The organism is Nanhaiella sioensis (assembly GCF_046557775.1).
In the GTDB taxonomy this organism is placed as follows: Bacteria; Bacillota; Bacilli; order Bacillales; family SM2101; genus Nanhaiella; species Nanhaiella sioensis.
Window position 1 is genome coordinate 1,834,660 of the sequence record NZ_JBKAEG010000001.1, and the last position, 18,945, is coordinate 1,853,604.

General features: G+C 35.0%; 16 protein-coding genes. 6 read left to right on the top strand and 10 right to left on the bottom strand.

The window, feature by feature from the left end; genetic code table 11:
- The first annotated feature begins 58 nt into the window (after positions 1-58).
- The gene (locus tag V1503_RS08490; RefSeq protein WP_410626250.1) at positions 59-769 is read left to right on the top strand and encodes a rhomboid family intramembrane serine protease; all 711 of its coding nucleotides are present in this window, start codon (positions 59-61) and stop codon (positions 767-769) included.
- Between the two features lie 223 nt (positions 770-992).
- On the opposite strand, the gene V1503_RS08495 is transcribed toward V1503_RS08490, so the two are convergent.
- From V1503_RS08495 to V1503_RS08520, 6 genes are all read right to left on the bottom strand, one after another.
- Entirely contained in the window at positions 993-2,480 is a 1,488-nt protein-coding gene (locus V1503_RS08495; protein ID WP_410626252.1) for a PH domain-containing protein, read from the bottom strand.
- Positions 2,480-2,953, bottom strand: coding sequence for a PH domain-containing protein (locus V1503_RS08500; protein ID WP_410626254.1), 474 nt, complete (start codon positions 2,951-2,953; stop codon positions 2,480-2,482). The genes V1503_RS08495 and V1503_RS08500 overlap by 1 nt, the downstream gene beginning before the upstream one ends.
- Before the next feature lie 312 nt (positions 2,954-3,265).
- Positions 3,266-4,717, bottom strand: a complete 1,452-nt coding sequence (gene cshA / locus V1503_RS08505) for a degradosome RNA helicase CshA (protein ID WP_410629414.1) — start codon at positions 4,715-4,717, stop codon at positions 3,266-3,268.
- 218 nt (positions 4,718-4,935) lie between these two features.
- Positions 4,936-5,622: an alpha/beta hydrolase gene (locus V1503_RS08510; protein WP_410626256.1), complete on the bottom strand. Its 687-nt coding sequence runs from the start codon at positions 5,620-5,622 to the stop codon at positions 4,936-4,938.
- On the bottom strand, positions 5,616-6,989 hold the full coding sequence (locus V1503_RS08515; protein ID WP_410626258.1) for a UDP-N-acetylmuramoyl-tripeptide--D-alanyl-D-alanine ligase: 1,374 nt from the start codon (positions 6,987-6,989) through the stop codon (positions 5,616-5,618). Before V1503_RS08515 ends, V1503_RS08510 begins: the two co-directional genes overlap by 7 nt.
- An 18-nt stretch (positions 6,990-7,007) precedes the next feature.
- Positions 7,008-8,099: a D-alanine--D-alanine ligase gene (locus V1503_RS08520; RefSeq protein WP_410626260.1), complete on the bottom strand. Its 1,092-nt coding sequence runs from the start codon at positions 8,097-8,099 to the stop codon at positions 7,008-7,010.
- A 660-nt stretch (positions 8,100-8,759) separates the two neighbouring features.
- On the opposite strand from V1503_RS08520, the gene V1503_RS08525 reads away from it, so the two are divergent.
- Genes V1503_RS08525 through V1503_RS08535 form a run of 3 tightly spaced genes read left to right on the top strand, consistent with a single transcriptional unit; the run spans position 8,760 to position 12,068 of the window.
- On the top strand, positions 8,760-9,692 hold the full coding sequence (locus tag V1503_RS08525; RefSeq protein WP_410629415.1) for an AAA family ATPase: 933 nt from the start codon (positions 8,760-8,762) through the stop codon (positions 9,690-9,692).
- On the top strand, positions 9,692-10,909 hold the full coding sequence (locus V1503_RS08530) for a DUF58 domain-containing protein (protein WP_410626262.1): 1,218 nt from the start codon (positions 9,692-9,694) through the stop codon (positions 10,907-10,909). The genes V1503_RS08525 and V1503_RS08530 overlap by 1 nt, the downstream gene beginning before the upstream one ends.
- Positions 10,902-12,068 (top strand): hypothetical protein, encoded by a 1,167-nt coding sequence (locus tag V1503_RS08535; protein WP_410626264.1) that lies wholly within the window; start codon positions 10,902-10,904, stop codon positions 12,066-12,068. The genes V1503_RS08530 and V1503_RS08535 overlap by 8 nt, the downstream gene beginning before the upstream one ends.
- Before the next feature lie 449 nt (positions 12,069-12,517).
- Here the strand turns inward: V1503_RS08535 and V1503_RS08540 are convergent, their stop codons facing one another.
- Positions 12,518-13,000: a tetratricopeptide repeat protein gene (locus V1503_RS08540; protein ID WP_410626266.1), complete on the bottom strand. Its 483-nt coding sequence runs from the start codon at positions 12,998-13,000 to the stop codon at positions 12,518-12,520.
- Positions 13,001-13,140: 140 nt separating this feature from the next.
- Between V1503_RS08540 and V1503_RS08545 the strand changes: the two genes are divergently transcribed.
- Both V1503_RS08545 and V1503_RS08550 read left to right on the top strand, forming a co-directional pair.
- The gene (locus V1503_RS08545) at positions 13,141-14,757 is read left to right on the top strand and encodes an ATP-binding protein (protein WP_410626268.1); all 1,617 of its coding nucleotides are present in this window, start codon (positions 13,141-13,143) and stop codon (positions 14,755-14,757) included.
- Complete coding sequence (locus tag V1503_RS08550; protein ID WP_410626270.1) at positions 14,750-15,427, top strand: response regulator; 678 nt, start codon at positions 14,750-14,752, stop codon at positions 15,425-15,427. Before V1503_RS08545 ends, V1503_RS08550 begins: the two co-directional genes overlap by 8 nt.
- Positions 15,428-15,445: 18 nt before the next feature.
- Here V1503_RS08550 and V1503_RS08555 read toward each other — a convergent pair whose 3' ends face one another.
- The 3 genes from V1503_RS08555 to V1503_RS08565 all read right to left on the bottom strand — a co-directional run bounded on the left by V1503_RS08555 (position 15,446) and on the right by V1503_RS08565 (position 18,592).
- On the bottom strand, positions 15,446-16,951 hold the full coding sequence (locus tag V1503_RS08555) for a tripartite tricarboxylate transporter permease (RefSeq protein WP_410626272.1): 1,506 nt from the start codon (positions 16,949-16,951) through the stop codon (positions 15,446-15,448).
- An 18-nt stretch (positions 16,952-16,969) separates the two neighbouring features.
- Positions 16,970-17,428 (bottom strand): tripartite tricarboxylate transporter TctB family protein, encoded by a 459-nt coding sequence (locus tag V1503_RS08560; RefSeq protein ID WP_214484423.1) that lies wholly within the window; start codon positions 17,426-17,428, stop codon positions 16,970-16,972.
- A 186-nt stretch (positions 17,429-17,614) separates the two neighbouring features.
- A complete protein-coding gene (locus V1503_RS08565) occupies positions 17,615-18,592 on the bottom strand; it encodes a tripartite tricarboxylate transporter substrate binding protein (RefSeq protein WP_410629416.1) in 978 nt (325 codons plus the stop codon).
- Between the last annotated feature and the right edge of the window lie 353 nt (positions 18,593-18,945).

Here is an 18,945-nt window from a genome sequence, read left to right on the forward strand (position 1 = left end):
TAATAATTACTTAATAATACTATATAGAAAGATATATACGTAAAGGAGAAATTAATTTATGTTTATGAGAACCGAAAACTTTCGCACCTTTTTGTTTTTATATCCTATTATTTCATTTATCATTGCTATTCATATTTTATTTTGGTTGATTTTAGCCATTCCTACATCAATGTCAAATATAATTTTCCAACAAATGGTTGGATTAAACTTTCTTATATCACAAGGAGAATACTGGCGTCTATTTACACCAATTATTATTCATAGTGGTTTTGGCCATATGCTGTTGAACTCATTTTCACTCGTATTGTTTGGCCCTGCTCTAGAAAAAATGCTAGGCAAGTGGAAATTCATCGTTGTTTATATTGGTGCTGGTTTTATTGCAAATATGGCTACATACTTCATTGAGCCATTACAGTATGCGCATGTTGGTTCATCCGGTGCTATATTCGGCTTATTCGGAGTTTATTTGTATATTGTTCAATTCCGTAAAGATATCATTGACCATGCCAACTCACAAGTCATTATTACCATTTTAGTCATCGGTTTAATCATGACATTTATAAATCCAAATATTAATGTTGTCGCTCATTTATTCGGGCTAATTGGTGGAGCCATATTAGCTCCTTTACTTATTACAAAGAATACATCATCTTATACTTATGTCGCAGCACAAGGACGTCCTGTGAATTACTCAAATATATTTACTAAAAACAATCTCATTTGGCTAATTATCATCTTTCTGGTCATACTAGGTTTATTTGCTAGGTAATGTCGTTTCGTTCGATGACACCTGTGGAACATTCGCTTCTTTGTTACTAATAATCCTTCAAAAAAAACGTATTCTAAACTTTCGAATACGTTTTTTAATAAAGTTTAATTATCTTTTTGATCGAATGATATTAGTTATTTATAATAAAAAGGGAACTATACTTATAGCCCCCTATCACATATCATACCGTTTAGCCCATGTTCAATATACCATTAGGCAGATGTTAACTATTTACATTTTCCAAGCGATTATTTCCTCTATTTGAATACCATTCATGAATAGCTCGCCCTTCATAAAACTCCATGTCAATCATATTAAAATGTTTACCACTTGCACTTGATTTTATGGAGGATGTTATAGTACATAAGCTTTTTCTTTTTTGAAAATATGACTGCTGCATCGTACAAGCTTGTATTTTCTTCCTTTGCATTAACACTGTCGTTTTACCAATAGTACGAAATTGCATGAACAGTTGTTTTTCATCTAATGACCATTGCGCCCCTCTGTACTTCACATAACCAAATACCATAGCAACTACAAATAACAGAATAGATGTATAACCCCAAGGGCGTAAAAATATTACCATTGGCGCTACAATTATAGTTACAGGATAAATTGCCCTTAACATGTACCTTATTAATGAACGTTTTGGAAGCTTAGTTTTAGATATCGGAATGTGATAATCAACTAATATCTCATTTATTAATTTTGCTAACTTTTTCTTTTTTATAATAGGGAATAGCATTGTTGACATACCTGAATCCATATCAGTTGATGCCCCAGCAATTTCAACAAATACAGTAGCAAAACCTAGCGGTTGACGAATAATATTCTCTGAAATTCTAATTGCTTGTATTCTTCCTAATGGGACAGTAACCTTTCGCTTTTCTATGATTCCTCTAATTATGACTAATTCATTTTCATATTTTTCAATTGTGAAATTCCCGTATTTTAACATCGTGTTAATGAATGCAATAACCCAAGCAATAAATATCGCAAACATAGCAGTTATCATTACGAGTAATGGACCAAGGTTTAAATACTGTTCAAATCGATTTACAATTATTTCATATGGTATGAGTTCTTCAAATTGTGAAAAGAAAGCAATAATAGCTGATAGTACTACACCTATACCACCAGTAGTTGATCCAGCAATGAGAAGTTCCTTTGTAGAAACTTTATAATTAAATAGTACTTTTTCCTTTCCTTCCTCAGCTAATGAATGAGTATGCTCTTCCTCCATTGGTGCCTCAAATTGTTGGGCCGTTTGTTCCATCAACGCTCTTTCAAGCTGTCTTGATTCCATAGAGGTTATAGCTGTTAACTCTGCTTCTGCCTCTTTACCACCACCAGCAGTTTCTACTCTAACCTTAACCAACTTGAATAAACGATGCAGCACCCCTTGTGAAATATCAAAGGTTTGGATTTTTTCTATAGGGATATACCGTTTCTTTTTAATAAATACACCGTGTTCAATTCGTAATTCTCCATCTTCCACTCTATATGTATAGCTGTACCAGTAGAGAAATCCTGCAACTAGCACACCAATGAAGCCTACTCCAAACGATATAAACTTCACATATGATAAGATCATACCGTCATCACCTGAGCCAATGAAAAAGAAAACTATAATTGGGATAATGAGACTTTTAATAAAGCTAATTATAGATAGTAGTGCTGATATTGGATGAAGACGACGTTTTTCAAACATTAATCATCCTCCACCCTCGCTAAAATAGATATTCTATCTCTTAGTTCATCTGCTTCATTAAGGTCTAAAGCAGGTATTTCATGAACAGTTGCTGCTGTTGATACTGTAACAGTAGCAAGACTATATTTTCTTAATATAGGTCCTTGTTTTGTATCAACATGCTGAACACGGACCATCGGTATCAATGTTCGTTTAATAATAAATATACCGTGTTGAATATCTATTTCATGTTCGTTCACCTCATATCTCCATCGCTTCCACCTTAATTTAGGAATAAGCATAATAAATATATAACCCATTACCAAAGTGAGCAATGAACCAACTACAATAATCCATATTGACCAATGATAAATAATTGTAAGTATAAGTAATACAATAAAAGCAATTAACGACACTAAAAATTCGATTATTCCACCGATACGCCAAACCGGCAATGCACGTGTACTTATTCGATTTATAGGTGCATCTCGCACAATTTCCCCCTCCTTACTGTATCTTTTCGTGACTATAAGAGGATGTTCAAATTCTTAGCATAATGTAAACACATACTATAATTTATTATTATATACAAAATTAACCTTGGTATAAAAAGGGTTTTGTAATTGAATGCAGTCAATCGATCTATAACTTAGCATATTCATTGTTAAACCTGTAAGTTTAACCAGTATATTATATAAAATAACTAATAAAGTTTGTCCTCAAGAGAATAATGCTACAACAAGACATCCGTAAGCCTCGTTCCACGTAAAAAGGGTGCAAAGCTTATGAGCTTTGCACCTCTTAATTTATCTTGATTCTTGTTTTCTTGGTCTTCTTTTCGGGTTACCACGATGATTCCTATTTGAATGTTGACGTGACTTTGAATGATGGCCTTTATGACGATTTCGACTATTACCACCTTGTGACCTTTGTTGTTTTTTCATGTGTAAAGGCGGTTCTGATGTTAAATTAACTGGCGTTTGATCAGGTTCTTTCGTCATTAATTTAATTGCTGCTGCAACTACTGATACCGAATCATGATCCTCAAGCAGCTCTTCTGCAGCTCGTTTATAAAAGGATACGTTTCCTTTTTCAACAGTTTCTACAATTTTATCAATAACGAGATGCTGTTGACCTTCAAGAGCCTCATCGAGTGTAGGTGGCTTCATACGCTCCATTTTTCTCTTAGTCGTATGTTCTACATTCTTAAGGTGACTCATTTCTCTTGATGTGACAAATGTAATAGCTGCCCCCGTCTTACCAGCTCGACCTGTACGACCTATGCGATGAACATAGCTCTCTGGATCTTGTGGAATATCAAAATTATATACGTGAGTGACTCCAGAAATATCTAGACCACGCGCAGCTACATCTGTTGCTACTAGGACGTCTATAGAACCTGCCTTAAACTTTCTTAACACAGATATACGTTTTGCTTGCGTCATATCTCCGTGGATACCTTCAGCTGAATAACCACGTAGAGAAAGAGCTTCTGATAACTCATCTACACGTCGTTTTGTTCGACCAAAGATAATTGCTAACTCAGGAGATTGAATATCTAATAAACGTGTTAAAATGTCAAATTTTTTCTTTTCATGAATTTCAATGTAATACTGCTCAATATTAGGAACAGTCACTTCTTTTGCTTTTACTTTCACTACTTCAGGGTTATTCATAAACCGTTCAGCAATTCTTTGAATTGGACCAGGCATTGTTGCTGAAAAAAGTAATGTTTGGCGTTCATTTGGAATATGAGATAAAATCGACTCAATGTCTTCGATAAATCCCATATTTAACATTTCATCTGCTTCGTCTAGCACAACAGTATGAATATTGTCTAAACGTAACGTTTTACGTTTAATATGATCAATCATTCGTCCAGGCGTTCCAACGATTAAATGAGGACGTTTTTTTAACCCACGAATTTGACGACCAATATCTTGTCCACCATAAACAGGAAGGATTCTTACACCTTTATACGATCCAATTTTATATAGCTCCTCTGACACTTGAATTGCTAATTCCCGAGTCGGTGCAATAACAATACCTTGTGTCTTATCTTCAGCTATATTAATTTTCTCAATTAATGGAATACCAAACGCAGCAGTTTTTCCAGTACCTGTTTGCGCTTGTCCAATAACATCTTTTTCCTGCAAACCGAGTGGGATTGTTTGAGCTTGAATAGGGGTTGCTTCTTCAAAACCCATCTTGTTAATAGCCTTTAATAAAGGCTCACTTAAACCTAATTCATTAAACATGATCAATTGATTTCTAACTCCTTTTTACATCTATTTCATAATAACTACAGTTACTTTGCATCCGAACATTACTTCGAGCTTATTTAATAATGAAGTACCAAACCAACATCATATCACTAATAATATTCATTTGCAATTTTCTAATGAAATTAAATTAATGTTATCACTAAATAGTTGTTCCTATTTTTCCAACAACTTCTAAATATGAAAATAAGCTCCTACTCCTTTAAAAAGGTATATACCTCAGCAAAAAGCTCCTTACGCTCATCACAGTAGCAGACATGATGCTTGGCTGATTCTATATAAATAAGTTTCTTCCTTGCAGAACTGATTGTTTGATGTATATACTCTGCACTTTTCATTGGAACAATCCCATCACATTTCCCTTGCACAATTAATGTAGGTACAGAGATTTTCTCTAAAGCTGGTCTAACCATTCGAACGAGCTGCTGGAACTGAATTATTGCACTAAGAGGAGTTGCAATTATTTTCTTCTTATACCTCTCATATAATTCATTTTCGTGTATTTTTCCTTGCAATCCAAGCTTAAATAAATCATGTACATCACTAATAAGTTGCTTTGGATTCGTATAATATACGGCTGCACTCAATAAGACAAGTTTGCTAATGGGGTACTTCGCGGCTAAGTAACTAGCAATTACACCGCCCATTGAAAATCCAATTAAATATACGGTGTCGAATTTGTCCAGCAATTTCTTCAGCTCTTCTTCCACGCAATCAATCCACTTAGTGTAACTCACACCGGTCAACGAGAGTTGCTCACCATGACCAGGTAGTACAGGTGTGACAATTTCCCAATTAGTCTCTTGAGTTAAATAGTCGACTAATGGTTGAACTTCGTAAGGACCACCTGTAAATCCATGAATGCATAAACAACCTACCATTTCAATGCTTCAACAACTTCTTCAAGCTCCATCCCACGCGATGCCTTGACCAACATTACATCATTAGCTTGTATAATTTCCTTTACTTCTCTAATAAGTTCTTTTTTATCACTATAAATTCTTGTTCTCTCTGCTGGGAATACTTTTTGTGCTTCATGGGCGATTTCTGCTCCTAATCTGCCCAAAGTAAATACGTAATCAACCTTAGCTGGTAATAACATTTTTCCTATGGAACGATGAAATTCAATTTCGTTTTCCCCTAGCTCTAGCATATCTCCAAAAACAACAAACTTACGCGAAAAGTTTGGTAGTTCATTTAGCAGGTGAATTGCAGCCTTCATGGAAGTAGGACTAGCATTGTAGGCATCATTAATTATCGTTAAACCCGAAGGTGCTACTATACGTTCCATTCTCATATTCGTAAGTTTAACTTTCTCTAGACCTTCTTTTATTTTATCCCAAGAAACATGAAAATATCGTGCAGTTGCAATAGCTGCAAGTGCATTATAGACGTTATGCTCCCCTAATACAGGAAGAATATATGAAATGCTCTGAGATTGATTAATTGAAAAAAGAGTTTGGTCACTTTGTTGTGAAATAGAAGTTACCTTAAAATTATTTCGTTCATTTTTACCAAATGAAATTAACTCTCCATCCAAATTAGACACCCGTTCTAATAGCAGCGGCTCATCACCATTGTACACAAGGGGAGCACCAGGTTGTAACCCTGCTATTATTTCTAGCTTCGCTTCACAAATGGCTTCCCGTGATCCTAAATCTTGCAAATGGGATTCTCCGATGTTTGTAATTACAGCTGCATTAGGGCGAGCAATCTCAGATAATAATTGTATTTCGCCACGACCACTCATTCCCATTTCAAGAACCGCAATATCGGTATCTTCTTCCAAACGTAATAGCGTCAAAGGCAACCCATAATGATTGTTAAAATTACCTTCTGTTTTCAGTACTTTATAATTAGTAGAAAGCACTTCTGAAATTAAGTCTTTGGTTGTTGTTTTTCCATTGCTACCTGTAATACCTATAACCTTAACATTTAGCTGCTGTCGATATTGTGCAGCAAGCTTTTGTAATGCCATAAGCGTGTCATCAACAACAATTAACGGTCTTCCCTTAGGCATATTCGGTTGCCCCTTTTGCCATAGAGAAGCTACGGCTCCTTGTTCAAACGCATCGTTAACAAAGTCATGTCCATTAAAGCGTTCCCCAATGATCGGGATAAACAAGTTCCCATGTTGAATTTCTCGTGAATTAATAGATACACCCTCGATAAACTGCCCATTATGTTGAAATTGCACTGCTTCTCCTAAAACCATCTCAACAATTTCTTGTAATGTTCGTCTAATCATTTATCGATCATCCTTTACTTAAAATGTATATTTAATTTGTTGTTTCTCTTCATGTCGTTCTATTGCTAATTGCACAAGCTTTTCGATTAATTGAGGGTATGTGACACCAGAATGTTGCCATAATAATGGAAACATACTAACTGGTGTAAAACCTGGCATTGTATTCACTTCATTAATATAAACTTCACTATCTTCTGTTAAGAAGAAATCAGCTCTGACTAGACCTGTGCCATCAATTGCCTTAAATGCTTTTATGGCCATTTCATGAATCTTTTCATACTCTGATGTTGTTATATCGGCTGGGATGATTAACGCAGTATTTCCGTCTTCGTATTTTGCCTTATAATCGTAAAAATCGTCTTTAGGGACAATTTCTCCCGCAACCGAAACCTCCGGTTCATCATTACCAAGTACACCTACTTCAATTTCACGACCAACTACTGCAGCTTCAATAATTATTTTACGATCATAAGTGAAAGCCTCATCGAAAGCCTTCTTCAAGCTATCACGGCCATTACATTTACTAATCCCTACACTTGATCCTAGGTTTGCAGGTTTTACAAAGCATGGATAACCCAACTGCTCCTCTACTTGTTCGTATGCTTCTTCCTTTAACTTATGCCACTCGTTACGAGTGAAGCCTACGTAATTCACTTGTTTTAGCCCCGCTTGGGCAAACAATTGTTTCATAATCACTTTATCCATTCCCGTTGCTGATGCTAATACTCCGTTCCCAACATAAGGAAGGTTCAATAATTCCAGTAGCCCTTGCACAGTACCATCTTCTCCATTTGTCCCATGGAGTAATGGGAAAATGACATCAAGTGAATCCTGATTACCATCAGCGCTTTGTGAAGATTTGAAAAGCTCATTAGCAAAAGTATTAGGGACAATTGAATTTTCTTCCGAGACTAATGTTAAAGAACTTACATTATCAACTGAATCTGTAATTTGCTTACCACGGACCCACTCCCCATTACTCGTTATAAAAATGGGATGGATTTCAAATTTATCTTTATTTAATGCCTTAATAACAGCAAGTGCTGTTTGCAATGAAACTTGATGTTCAGCTGATTTCCCTCCGTACAGCAATCCTAATTTTATTTTCATATAACAAACCTCCATAATTTAAGTAATACATAGGCACCTTGTTAACCCCCTACAAGAGTTGCAACCATTTCACATGATGGACTAAGGAACTTGAGGCGATGAGCGCCTAAAACTGGGATTCCAAATGTGTAAAGCGACGACTTATAGGTGACAAGCTTAAAATAAGCTGGCGAAAAAGATACTTGATACATTATTGAAAGATTGACTTATGGCCTCAAGACACCTTAAGCTCGACAATTATAAACTTATACAGTTGAAATAAATCTATTTAAAATGCTCTTTTCGTAAACTCCGTTGCTATTTTTACTAAAAATGACATTTAAGTCCCACAATCTTATAGTAATAAAGGCACGACAGAAGATAGATGTTTACGTTTTTATATCTTAGTAGGTCAATGCGAAAACAGCCATTTTGGAATTATACTTGATTTCTATTATATCATGTTGCACCTAACTTTACGTTTCGGTTAATACACTTATATGTGATATGATGCTTGTATCACAACCTGAAAGCGAACCTACAACAGTTAATGGTAAGTTGTCTGTAGTTCTTATTTCATATATAAAAAATTTATTATATAATGATAATCATCCTAATAATTCCATCTAATACATTAAATAACTACGAATCTTACAAAGAAAGGTGATAACTATGTCTTCAATTTTAAATAATTTCCAAAATTCGGTTAATGAAGTGTTGATTGGCAAAGAAAAAGTGACCGAGCTTTTGTTAGTATCCATCCTAAGCAAGGGTCATGTACTTCTGGAGGATGTTCCTGGTACAGGAAAAACAAAACTAGCTAAAACGTTTGCTTCACTCATTAATGGGTCTTTTCAACGAATACAATTCACCCCTGATGTACTTCCAAGCGATGTTACTGGTATTCAATTTTTCAATCCTAAAGAACAGGATTTTCAATTACGCTTAGGTTCAGTAAATACAAATATTTTATTAGCTGACGAAATTAATCGAGCAACACCTCGTACACAATCCAGCTTACTTGAGGCAATGGAAGAGCGACAAGTAACAATTGATGGTAGTACATACAAATTACCAGAGCCATTCATTGTATTCGCCACCCAAAACCCTGTTGAATCACACGGAACATTTCCATTGCCAGATGCTCAACTTGACCGATTTTTTATGGTTATTCCTGTCGGCTATCCTTCATTTGATGAAGAGAAAGAAATGATTAAACGCTATCGCAATGAAGACCCGCTTAAACATATACAAAGTATTGTTGATTCAACACTACTATTAAACTACCAAGATGAGATAAAACAAATCAAAATATCTGAAGATATTGAAACATATCTTCTCGCTATTATCCATGCAACACGACAATCTGATCTCATTGAAACAGGCGTAAGCCCACGGGGTACATTAGCTTTCATGAGAGCCATTCAAGCAAGAGCTTTTCTCAAAGAGCGAGATTATTGTATCCCTGAAGATGTTAAAGAACTCGCACCATACATATTGAGTCATCGACTTGTTCTTTCAACAGAAGGTATGTTAAAAACACAATCTCATGAAATCATACAGCATATTATAGATTCAGTTGAAGTACCGGTTGAATCAGGAGCCACACTATAATGAATTGGTATAAAACTGTACACATACCTACCATATTTTCTCGATCTATTTGGTTGGTTTCTTTATTGCTATTTATCGAATTCATCTTTATCAAATCTAATATTTTATTTTTTTGTATTTTCGTATTGTGCTCATTATATTTTTTCATCTATTTATATTTGAACAATATAGGGAAGTACATTCGCATTGAAGATGAGAAGACGACCATAAGAATGTTCCCAAACGATGAAGCTACAATGTATTTGAAGTTGCATCATAAAGGTATCCTACCATTACTTCAAGGAAACGTAACGTTTACATGCAATAATATAATAAAATGTACAAATATCCCTAAATTGTACGATAATGTTATGGCTAAGAGGGCACCTTATAAACTACCTCTTACATATCAATACAAGTCATCCAAATCATATCCTGTAAACATCGTTGCCAATAAAAGAGGGGTCACACGTATAAGAGAGATTAATTTACGAATATTTGACCCATTCCATATAGGAACGGTATCACACTATAATACTTGGGGGATCGGACAAGAAATACTCGTTTATCCAGAACCAAAACCGTTAGCAAACATACAAACATTTAGTAAGATGAGGGCTGGAGAACAAATTTACCCACATTCTTTATTTGAGGACATATCACGTATTAGAGGTGCAAGAGAGTATGCTGCCAATGACCCATTTTCACGCATACATTGGAATTTGTCCGCAAAGAACGGTCAGCTAATGACTAAGGAATATGACAAAACAGTTTACCATAAATGGACGATCATATTAAATGTTTTAAAAGATCGTCAAATGTCATTTGATTTGTCAGAAGAGATGGAGGACTACATAAGCTATGTTGCATTTATATGTCAATATGCCTACAAACAAAATATCCCTTTTGAAATATACGCAAATGTAGTTACAAACAGCAATGATTCAATCTTTCATTTGGAGCCAGGAACTGGGGGGAAACACCTATCCATTGCACTCGAAATGCTTGCAAGAATAAATGAAGGTAACTACATCAAGCATATTAACCATTTTTTCCACTCTCTAGACAGGAGAATTGATGAAGATGCAATCGTGCTATATTTCGGTGATTATGGATCAACCATTGCAAACTACCTTGCATCCTGGTCACGCGGTGGTATGTCACTATTTAATGTGGAAAACAATGAAGAATATGGATATTTACAACCATTCAAGTTAAGGAGTGATGCACTTGCTTAACTGGTTTAAAGCGAATTACGTCCCTTTTATAAATTATCTTTACGAAAGTTTGATCGTGTATTTCTGTATAGTCTTATTATCTATAATCACTAATGAGATTGTACCAGTAAGTTTATTTTTTTTACTATATGTCGTGGGTGCAATCCCAACTGCAATGATCATATATAAAATGGAGGGAAAAGCCTTTAATCAAGGCGCCTTATTATACATCCCATTTCTATTTGTTGTTGCCTTATTTCTTAATATCCCAGTAATTGAAGCAGCTGCAATCTCTATCGTTTCTGTTTGGAGGCTTCTAGTTCATCTTAAATTAAGAAAATGGGAAAGTTTTGAAAAGCATATGATCGTTTCGATGTTAGTCATCCCTATTGTATTAGTATTAAACAAACCCGAAATGTTGTATTTATTAGTAGTACAGGTATTATTCTTCCCAATCGTTAGGCGGGAAAATAATGAACTGTCAGGAGGTCAGACGGCGAACCGGTTATGGGGATTACTTTCTCTATTAATCGTAATTACGATCGTTTTTGTTGGTAAAATTATTATTCCGATGATTTATAAAGTAGTGACGCTTGTCATTGCATATGTTGCTACCGGAGCTTTTATTGCAATATCATGGATCGTTTCGAAATTACCATTACCTCCGTTGACAATTCCAGAACTATTCGAGACCGAAGGTAAAGAGGAAGAAACATTAGTCCAGCTCGTGCAAAATAGTATTAATCAAGACGCTACTGGAAATAACACTTTTATGTATGTTTTGATTGTTATTATTGTAGGGTTAGTTATTTATCTTTTATTCAAAAGAAAAGCTCATGCTACAAATGACCCTTCTCATAAAGTACAACCGCTAGCCATTAATAACGACGTTAGTCATACAACCATTATGTATGGGAGAGGAATGTATTCATCTCATGGAAATCGAATGATTCGGAAAAGGTTTGACCGTCTTGAACATCATATGGCTAAAAAAGGAAGAGGTCGAAAAGTCAATGAAACTGTCCATGAATGGCTACACCGTCTAGACATCAATCATATTCACGTAGCAGAATTTGAAGCGATTTATAAAAAAGCACGATACGGAGAAGTAGATGTCTCCAAGAAAGAAAAACAACAATTTATACAGACGATAAAAGAGATAAAAAATCATTCTTCGTAATATATGAAAAGCCTGTACCTTTAGTTCAACAACGGTACAGGCTTTGTTCATTTTTACTAACCTTCTATATAATAAACTACATACAATTAATAGTAAGCTATAATTAGAAGCTGTTTCCTATCTTAATTTTAGCAATAATAAAAGCAAACTTTTGTGATAACTTTTCTTTGTACTTGGCTGTTTTCGCCTTAATTGTTGCTTTTTTAATAAGAGCTAAACACGAGTATAACTAACGATCAGGGCACCTTCTCTTCTCTCTTCTATAATCCATAGCATACACATTAGTTACTCAAATTCAAACAACAAAGTTAACTAACAGAGCATTTTTATCTTTGTCGAATAAGCAACAAAGTTATTATCTTTGTCTTAAATAACCTCACCTTAATGTTCCTATATAAGTACAATAGCAATCGAATGGGGGAAATTTCAACAAACGTTTAATTAAATGATCAGGTCCATACTTTATCTAGTTTATCTGCATAAAAGAGAATTGCCTTTTGATATTGCTTAATACCCTCATCATTCGTTAATTCAGCCAAGTTACGCAATAATACTTCCATTGATTCTTTGTGATGTCCCAAATTGTGTAAAGCCATAGCATAAAAAGGATAAAACTCATTTGCATGTGGGAATTCTTTTAAGCCATTTTCTAACGTTTCTTTTGCTAGCTGGTATTCACCTATCGTTCTATATGTGCTCCCTAACCCTAACAATGCTCCCCTTTTGTCTTCGCCAGTTAAACCAGTTTCTAGTGCTTTCACATAATAAGGGACCGCTTCAACTTCAAGTCCAAGTACATCATGTGACCAAGCGCATTGATATAGCACTGTTGGATTGTTAGGCTCTTCATCAACAAGCTTTAGCATTAACTCCTTTGAAGACTCTAAATGACCTTCTTCCCTCAGCTTAATTGCTTTTTGTAATGTAGACATAATTTGATCCTCCCAAGAACTATATTCAATATCTATATTTTAGCAAAAGTAAAATGTTTTACTATCTTAATTTATTATTATAATAACTTTAGAAAACGTTATAATAGGTTTAGAGAATGTCTACAAAGGAGACATATGGGATGAAATCGATAAAGTCACTTCAACTTCAAACAAAAATGGCTTTATTAATTGTTTTATTATTAATGTTTATTCTAATCATTGCCGGCGCCTTATTTAATTCGATGTTGTCAGAAAGTATAGAAAGCCAAATTGGGAAACGAGCATTGGCTGTCTCTAAAACAGTTTCATCTATCCAGAAAATTTCTGATGCTTTTGAGCTTGAGAATCCTTCTATTATCATTCAACCACTTGTAGAAAATATTAGAGTACAAACTGGTGCTGAATTCATAGTAGTAGGAAATCAGGATGGTATTCGTTACTCCCATCCAATTCAAGATCGAATTGGGAAACATATGGTAGGTGGTGATAATGATCGCGCGTTACTACTTGGAGAATCTTATGTTTCTCAAGCAGTAGGGACATTAGGTCCTTCCATCCGAGGTAAAGTCCCCATAGTTGATGAAGATGGCTCTGTTATAGGAATTGTGTCTGTAGGTTTTTTAACCGAAGACGTACAAGTTATTATCCAAGAGTATAAAACAAAAGTGATCATTTTAATTATTATCGTGCTAGCAATTGGTATTTTAGGTGCAGTTTCTATCGCTACAAATTTCAAAAACCAAATTTTTGGTTTAGAGCCAAGAGAGATCGCACAGTTATTTATAGAAAAGAATGCCATCCTCGAATCAATACATGAAGGTATTATAGCAATTAATCATGAAGGGAAAATCACATTAGCCAATCAAAAGGCGTATCAAATTTTAGCTTTACCTCCATCTGAACTAATAGTAGGAAAACAAATTCAACAAGTTTTACCACATACAAAAATGCTGGAAGTACTTGAAACAAGTGAAAGTCACTATAATGATGAATTACAAATTGGAAATTATGATACGATTGTTAATAGAATACCTATTTTCACTAACAATCATATAAGTGGAGTTGTCGCAAGTTTCAGAAAAAAAACCGAAATTGACCAATTATCGAATGAGCTCTCTCAAGTTCAACAGTATACGGAAATACTTCGTGCACAAACTCATGAGTATTCAAACAAACTTTATACAATAGCAGGATTAATTCAGTTGGAATCACATCAAGAAGCACTTGATTTAATACAGTCGGAGACGTCAGGGTACCAAAATTTAGTTCACTTTTTAATGAAAGCGGTTCCTAATACTCTTATATCAGCTTTAATTCTAGGAAAGTATAATCGGGCGCATGAGTTGAAAGTAAATTTTGTAGTTCATAATGATAGTAGTTTAAAAGATATCCCTACTACCATTCAGAAAGAAAAATTAGTTACCATTTTAGGTAACCTACTTGAAAATTCCTTCGAAGCAGTTCTTGAATTACCTCCAAAAGACAGAGTCGTACAATTATTTATGACAGATATTGGACACGATATTATTTTTGAAGTTGAAGACTCAGGAAATGGCATACCAAAAAATATGGAGGAGAAAATTTTCACTAAAGGCTTTAGTACAAAAAAGAATTCAAACAGAGGTTACGGCTTACACTTAGTAGAAAAAGCCGTGGACAATTTACAAGGGTATATAACTTTGTCAAAAAGCAACTTAGGTGGGGCAAACTTTACAGTCGTTGTTCCAAAAGCCAAAGGGGAGACAAAACATGAGTGAAATCAAGGTACTTATTGTGGAGGATGATACGCGTATAGCAGAGATCAATCGACGCTTTACTGAAAAGATTTCAAATTTTATTGTATGCGGTATCGCAACAAATTCGGAAGAAGCTTATGAATTATTAGAAATATTACATCCAGATCTTGTTTTGCTAGATGTTTATTTTCCTGGAGAAGATGGAATGGACTTGCTATGGTATATTAGAAGACATTACCGAAATACAGATGTAATCATGATAACGGCCGCAAAAGAAGCAGCAAAGGTTCAGGATGCTATAAGAGGCGGAGCAATTGATTATATTATTAAACCAATTATTTTCCCAAGATTTAAAGATACATTAGAAAAATATAAAGTTTATAAGCAACAAATCGATAATACTATTATGTTTGAACAGCAAGATGTAGATGATTTATTTCGTTCAATTAGAAAAGATGATCAACAACAATTAACACCGAAAGGAATAGATCCTTTAACACTAACCAAAGTGTTGGATGAAGTGGGCTCATATGATAAAGGAATAACTGCCGAAGAATTAGGACAAGATATCGGCGTCAGTCGTACGACAGCTCGCCGATATTTAGAATATTTAGTTTCTGTTGATAAAGTTAGGGCTGACCTTACCTATGGAACTGTTGGAAGGCCTGAACGTAGATATTTTACTATTTAGTATTAAACACAACTATATTTACACACCCTTATTTATGCCATTATAATTATTTTTCACCCGACTTTGAATAAATGGAATACATAGCGAAAGCAAAGATAAACTTAATAAAATGATTGTTATCGGGCTTTCTATAAAAGTACTATAATGTCCGTTAGAAATTGTCAATGCTTGACTGAAATATTGTTCCATCATCCCTCCTAATATAAAAGCTAAAATAAACGGCGGTGCTGGAAAAGAGTAGAGACGCATCATATAACCAAGAACACCAAATGCAATTAGTAAATATAAGTCGAATGTATTAAAACTCACCCCATAAACACCAATTAAACAAAATACAATGATCAAAGCGATTAGCATCTGTTTTGGGATGTACAAAATTTTCGCGATAAAAGGAATTAACGGTAAATTTAATACTAATAAAAAGATATTACCAATATACATACTAGCTATAACTCCCCAAAAGACATCGGGATGATCTTGTAGCATTAGTGGACCAGGCTGGACACCAACTACCATAAGTGCCCCAAGTAAAACAGCTGTTGTACCTGACCCAGGGATTCCTAACGTTAGCAATGGAACGAATGCACCACTCGTTGCTGCATTGTTAGAAGTTTCAGGGGCAGCTATCCCTTTCAAGTTCCCTTTGCCAAAGGAAGAGGGATTCTTCGCTATCCGTTTCTCAGTAATATAAGACATGAACGAAGCAATTGTAGCCCCCGCGCCAGGTAATACTCCGAGTAAAAAGCCAAGTATAGAATGTCTCGCAATTGGCCCCGAGATTTCTTTTGCCTCTTGTTTTGTTATCGTTAATTTTCCGACACTCGTTTTATCATTTGATTTTTGATGTCGTGACAAAATTAAAGAACAAACTTCAGATAGAGCAAATAATCCTAAAGCTATAATAAGAAAGTCGATCCCTTCTATTAGATTTATACTATCAAAAGTAAAGCGCTGTGTTCCGGTTTGTTGCTCCATGCCGACCGTAGCCACCATCATACCTACTGTTGCGGAAATTAATGCCTTAATTGTTGATCCTTCTGATAAACTTGAGATGGCTGTCAATCCTAATAACATTAATGCAAAATATTCAGTTGGTCCGAAAGTAATTGCTACACGTGCCATTAATGGAGCAATTAACATTAAAGCAATAACGCCCATCGTCCCCCCTGAAAAAGAAGAAATTGCAGCAATTGCTAAGGCTTTTCCTGCTTTTCCTTGCTTTGCGAGTGGGTAACCATCAAAAGATGTTGCGACTGTTCCAGATACGCCAGGAGCATTTAGTAATATTGATGATGTTGAGCCACCAAATACAGCTCCATAATACACGCCAGCCATCAATATTAAGGCAGATGCAGCTTCCATACCATAACTAAGAGGAATCATTATTGCAATGGCGCTAATAGGACCTAATCCTGGTAACATACCAATAATCGTCCCTGCTAATACACCAACAAATGCATATAGTATATTCGTCCATGAGAGTGCTACATCAAATCCATATAATAAGCTATCTAAACCTTCCATAAACATTATCTCCTCTCACTAGAATGGTAAGATTCCTTGAGGTAAGTAAATTTTGAGCAGGTAATTAAATGCAAAATAAATGACTATAGGTAAAATGATTGAGACAAGCGTATTACTTAACCATTTTTTATATCCTAATAACCGTATGAGTACTAGCAAAAATAAAAACGTATTAATAACAAATCCAATTATCTCGAGTAAAAAAATATAAATAATTATGATGATAAGAACAACAAGTAGCATGCGAATTTCCTTTGGATCAACATTCCTCTTTTCCCGCTCTTGTTCCGTCTCTTGCTTATTTTGAAGAAAAAGCAAGAAAGCAAGAATGACAAGCAAAAACCCTAGTCCTTTTGGAATGACATCAGCATCCATAATAGCGTACGGATATTCTGGAAGCCGGTAGCTTAAAAACAAATAGCAAGTAGCAATTGCAATACATATCAATGAAAGTTTACGATCCATTGTCTTGAACACATAAAACACCTACTTTTATAAGAAATGAGCAACCGAATGTTTAAATATTTATATTAAAGGGGCTGTCTGATAAGTCGAATTTTTTCGGCTTAGAGACACCCCTCTCCACGTTAATGAAAGTTGATATATCAACATTTTTTTTTAACATTTAAGATTCTGACCTTTTAAAACAACCCCTTGCAACTACTAATTAGCAAGACCAATTTCTTTCATAAGCTTTTCCATCGTTTCATATTCTTTATCTAGAAATGCTTTAAATTCTTTACCGCTCATAAAATTATCTTTCCAGCCAAAATTATCTCTTTGCTCCTTCCAAGCCTCAGTCTCCATCATATTTTTAATAGCTGTTTCATAATATTTTGTTGCTATAGGGTCCATATCAGGTGTTCCCATAAAGCCACGCCAAACTACAAACTCATCATCTATTCCTTGATCTTTTAATGTTGGGAATTCCGAAACAATCTCCCCTTCAAGACGCTCTGGGGCCGTTATCGCCAATACTTTGACCTTTCCTGCTTTCGCTTGTTCAGCTGCTTCAGCCAATCCAGTAGAATACACATCAACCTTATTACCAAGCAACATGCTCATTCCACTACCATCCTGTGCAGATACATATTTTAATTGCTTTATATCAACACCAGCAGCCTTTACAGCTTTTACAAACTGCAAATGATCCATGCTTCCTGGAGCAGAATCACCAACTACAGAAATTGATTGGGGATCTGCCTTTAAGGCTTTCACTAGGTCATTCATATTATTAAAAGGTGAATCTGCGTGAACAATAAAAGCTGCAAAATCAGCAATCACCCCAGCAATGGGAGTAAAATCATTATGACCTACATCTGATTGACCATTTAATGGGACAAACAAAATAGGTGGTGACGTAACGAAAATTGTATGATTATCATCCTTTTTCTTGTTTACATACGCCCACCCCACTGCACCTCCACCACCAGGTTTATTCACAACTGCCATACGTTCACTTACTAACCCTTCTTGTTCTAGAACTTTTGAGACAGTACGTGCAGTAGTATCCCATCCACCACCAGCACCACCTGGAGCAATAACTTCAATCGGTTTAGTTGGTTGCCATTCACCTGTAGACGCATCATTATTTGCATTACTACTACAAGCACCCAACAGTAATATAAATGTACAGAACATCAAAGCCCACAATCTTTTCACCACAAAATCCCCCCTTATCCTATGTTTGATAACGCTTTCAATTATAAAAGCAAGAGTATTATTTTGTGAATATTATAAAAATAACAACTTTTTACTTTATTTAGGAAATATTGTTCATAAAGTTCATGGTATATCATGTAATAATAATTTTAATAAAGGTGCTAAAGTACAATTAAAATAAACTAATGAAGAATAAATAAGAGTTGCGTCTAAGTCGAATATTCGACTTAGACGCAACCCTATTTTTAGATCTAGATTTTTTTAGCTTACTTATGTGGATTATTTCATACTTATTCACCATAATTCATTCAGTTTACTTCTGATTTTATGTA